4 protein-coding genes and 1 pseudogene are annotated in these 3590 nt (G+C 62.9%); 3 read left to right on the forward strand and 2 right to left on the reverse strand.

Annotation, left to right across the window (positions count from 1 at the left end; all coding sequences use genetic code 11):
* Positions 1-224: 224 nt before the first annotated feature.
* Positions 225-521, reverse strand: a pseudogene (locus ACSLE4_RS00430) (integrase core domain-containing protein); the annotation flags it as partial.
* A 108-nt stretch (positions 522-629) separates the two neighbouring features.
* On the opposite strand from ACSLE4_RS00430, the gene tnpA reads away from it, so the two are divergent.
* From tnpA to tnpC, 3 genes are all read left to right on the forward strand, one after another.
* Entirely contained in the window at positions 630-1034 is a 405-nt protein-coding gene (tnpA, locus tag ACSLE4_RS00435; RefSeq protein ID WP_435902519.1) for an IS66-like element accessory protein TnpA, read from the forward strand.
* Positions 1031-1381: an IS66 family insertion sequence element accessory protein TnpB gene (tnpB, locus tag ACSLE4_RS00440; RefSeq protein ID WP_435902520.1), complete on the forward strand. Its 351-nt coding sequence runs from the start codon at positions 1031-1033 to the stop codon at positions 1379-1381. Before tnpA ends, tnpB begins: the two co-directional genes overlap by 4 nt.
* A gap of 61 nt (positions 1382-1442) precedes the next feature.
* Complete coding sequence (tnpC, locus tag ACSLE4_RS00445) at positions 1443-2993, forward strand: IS66 family transposase (protein ID WP_435902521.1); 1551 nt, start codon at positions 1443-1445, stop codon at positions 2991-2993.
* Between the two features lie 27 nt (positions 2994-3020).
* Here the strand turns inward: tnpC and ACSLE4_RS00450 are convergent, their stop codons facing one another.
* Entirely contained in the window at positions 3021-3293 is a 273-nt protein-coding gene (locus ACSLE4_RS00450; RefSeq protein ID WP_435902522.1) for a helix-turn-helix domain-containing protein, read from the reverse strand.
* Between the last annotated feature and the right edge of the window lie 297 nt (positions 3294-3590).

The following is a 3590-nucleotide window of genomic DNA, read 5'->3' on the forward strand; positions in this document are numbered from 1 at the left end:
CTACCGCGCTAGAGAAGGCGATATGCAAGCACTCGACGTGCTGCAGGCCTTTGCGAGGCGATTTGTAGATGAAGGGCGACCTCTGCCGCCCCACCTCGGTGCCCACGTCATGGAAGTATACGAAGGAAAAGTACCACTTAAAACGAGGGGTGCTAGGGGGCGTCCCAAGGGGCAGCCAAGGATGCTAGAGTGATCAGCCCCCACGAAGTGATCCAGCTCCAATGTTAGTTCATGGTCGGCTTTCGCGCCAGACGGAGCGCGACCGTCGGAGCGCCGTCAAAGCGCACAGGTGGCCACACCGCGAGGCCGGGTACGAACACTTCTGGTGCCGGTGGTCGATATCCCAACGAAGCGTGAGGGCGCACAGTATTGTAGTGCTGTCGCCATCCCTCGATGATGATCTGAGCCTCTTTTAGCGAATAGAAGATTTCACCGTTCAGGAGCTCGTCTCGCATGCGGGCATTGAACGGCTCGACGTAGCCATTTTCCCAAGGACTGCCCGGCGCGATGTAGGCGGTCTGTAAGCGCTGCTCGGTTCCCACGTAGCGGGCAGTGAGCGGGTTGGTCAGAGTCGCCAGAGGGTTGGCGATCGATTTGACCATATGTTTGACCATAGCGATGACACTACCGTGCGTCGGCCTCGCCGGGTCGAGGTTATCACCGGGCCGGAACGGCGCCGGGACTGGCCCGATGCCGAGAAGATCGCGATCGTCGCGCGGGCGCTCGAGCCGGGCGTGAACGTCTCGGAGATCGCCCGGCGGCATGACGTCAATCCGCAGCAACTGTTCGGCTGGCGTAAGCGGTGGCGTTCCGAGGCCGAGGCATTGATCGAAGCGCAGCGCACTTCGGCGGCATCGATGTTCGCGCCCGTGGTGATCGAAACGGCGGCGGTCTGTCCACAGCCCGCGGTTGCAGCCCCCGTCGAGCCCGGGACGATCGAGATCAGCGTTGGTGCGACGACGGTCCGCATTCGAGGGGCCGCGGATGCAAAGACGCTCGCGGTCGTGTTGAAGGCGCTGAGGGCAATCAGTTGATCTTGCCGACGAACCCACGCGTTCTGATCGCGACGAAGCCCGTGGACTTCCGCAAGGGCATGGATGGTCTAGCGGCGCTCGTTGCGGCGGAGCTGAAACTCGAGCCATTCTCCGGCATCGTCTATGTGTTCCGCTCGAAGCGCGCCGATCGCGTCAAGCTGCTGTTCTGGGACGGCACCGGTGTGTGCCTGGTTACGAAGCGCCTCGAAGGCGGGAAGTTCCGCTGGCCGAAGGTCGAAGACGGCGTCATGCGCCTGTCGCCCGCACAATTGTCGGCGCTGCTTGAAGGGCTCGATTGGTCTCGCGTGCATGCGCAGCGTGTCGCGCGCCCCACAGCGGCGCAGTGATCCACATCGTCGTGCAGCATGATGCTGGCGCGGGGACGGGCAAATCAGCGAGTCTCGGAGCATGACGCTGGCGCTCGAAGATCTGCCGGATGACATTGCGGCGCTAAAGGCGCTGCTTCTCGCCGAGCGCGCTCAGAGCGATCGGCTCCGTCATCTCCTGGCGCAACTGCGCCGCGCGCACTTCGGCGCCAAGTCGGAGAAACTCAATACCGATCAACTGAACCTCGGTTTCGAAGACATCGAGACGGCGGTCGCTGCGGAAGAGGCGAGACTCGAAAAGACCGATGCAACACTGAAGGCAGCGAGCACGCAAAAGCGCAAGGCCAACCGCGGCCACTTGCCCACGCATTTGCCGCGCGAGGAGATCGTCGTCGAACCTGCCACGAAAGCCTGCCCCTGCTGTGGCGGCGAACTGCATCAGATCGGCGAGGATCGCTCCGAGCGGCTCGACAAGGTGCCGGCGAAACTGCGTGTGCTCGTGACTCGCCGACCGAAGTACGCCTGTCGAAATTGCGAGAAGACCGGCGCCGACGATGTTGTCGGTATCGTGCAGGCGCCCGCGCCGGCGCGCTTGATCGAAGGCGGCATCCCGACGGAAGCACTCGTCGCCGACGTGCTCGTATCAAAATACGCCGACCACACTCCGCTTTATCGGCAATCGCAGATCTTCGCCCGCGACGGGATCGTCATCGATCGCTCGACGCTCTGCCATTGGGTGGGCTTCGGCGCCGCCGAACTCGAGCCGCTGTATGCGCGTCTGATCCAACACCTGATGCGCTCGACGAAGCTTTTCTGCGACGAGACGCGCTGTCCAGTGCTCGATCCTGGGCGCGGCAAGACGAAGACCGGTTACCTCTGGGCTGTTGCGCGCGATGATCGACCGTGGGGCGGCAGCGATCCGCCAGCGGTCGCCTACCATTACGCGCCCGGCCGCGGCGGCGAGCATGCCCGCACGATGTTCGCCGGCTTCAACGGCGTTCTGCAGGTCGACGGCTATGATGGCTACAACGGGTTGGCCGATCCAGTTCGCGCCGGAGGCCCGGTCACGCTCGCCTACTGCTGGAGCCACTTCCGACGCCGTTTCTACGACCTCGCGAAAGGTGGCAACGCGCCGATCGCATCGGCGGCACTCGACAAGATCGGCGCGCTTTACGGCATCGAAGCGGAGGTCCGCTGCCAAAGCGCCGACACGCGACGCGCCGTTCGACAGAAACGCACGAGGCCACTCGTCGATACGCTGAAGACATGGCTTGGCGAGCAACTCGCCAAACTGCCACGCAGGTCCGAAACCGCCGAGGCGATCCGCTATGGCACCAATCACTGGAATGGCTTGACGCGCTTCCTAGACGACGGCCGCATCGAGATCGATTCCAACACAGTCGAGCGCAGCATCCGTCCGATCGCGTTGAACCGCAAGAACGCACTCTTCGCCGGCAGCGACGAAGGCGGCGCCAACTGGGCGATCGTCGCCTCGCTGATTGAGACCTGCAAGCTCAACGCTGTGAATCCGCACGCCTGGCTCACTGACACGCTGACAAAGCTCGTCAATGGCTGGCCCGCGTCGAAGATCGACGACCTCATGCCCTGGGCCTACGCCAAGATCCCCAACTGACCCGTCAACGTGGGAGCGCGGCAGCGCTTACTCAGATGGGGTACGTCGTCGATCTGCTCGAGCACGAAGGCGCGATACGGATCGAGACTGCACGTCCGATGGCCACCGAACTTGGCAGGTGCCGGGCTGCCCGTCTCGCGCACGCGTTGACCATTTCACGACCGTTGAAGGCGCGATGTCGTAGCGCTCGGCGATCGACCGGCAGCTCTCACCATCCGCAATCGCCGCTGCTACGCGCACGCGCAGGTCGTCGGAATATGGTTTCGCCATGCATGCCGGCTCCCTCCCTCCAGCATGCATCTTGAATCAGAACGCAACCGATTTGGGAATCCCCCGATTCCGCCTAACTCTGAAGTGCTCTAGGCGGCACTTCTAGGCCAAAGAGAAGATCCGCATCGTGCTTTAGTGCCTGTGCGGCGAGGGCAGCATCGCCGAACTGTGCCGCAAGGAGAGCGTGACGGGGTAAATTTAGATCGGATAACGCAAAATTGCTGCGAGCGGCGCTCCATTGGGAATGTCCGATTGGCGCACGCCGAGGAATTTTGCACCTGTGAGGACGGCCCGACCGGCGATTTCGTCCACGATGTCGTAGCTTCT

Origin of the sequence: Methyloceanibacter sp., from assembly GCF_051306395.1 — a bacterium.
In the GTDB taxonomy this organism is placed as follows: domain Bacteria; phylum Pseudomonadota; class Alphaproteobacteria; order Rhizobiales; family Methyloligellaceae; genus Methyloceanibacter.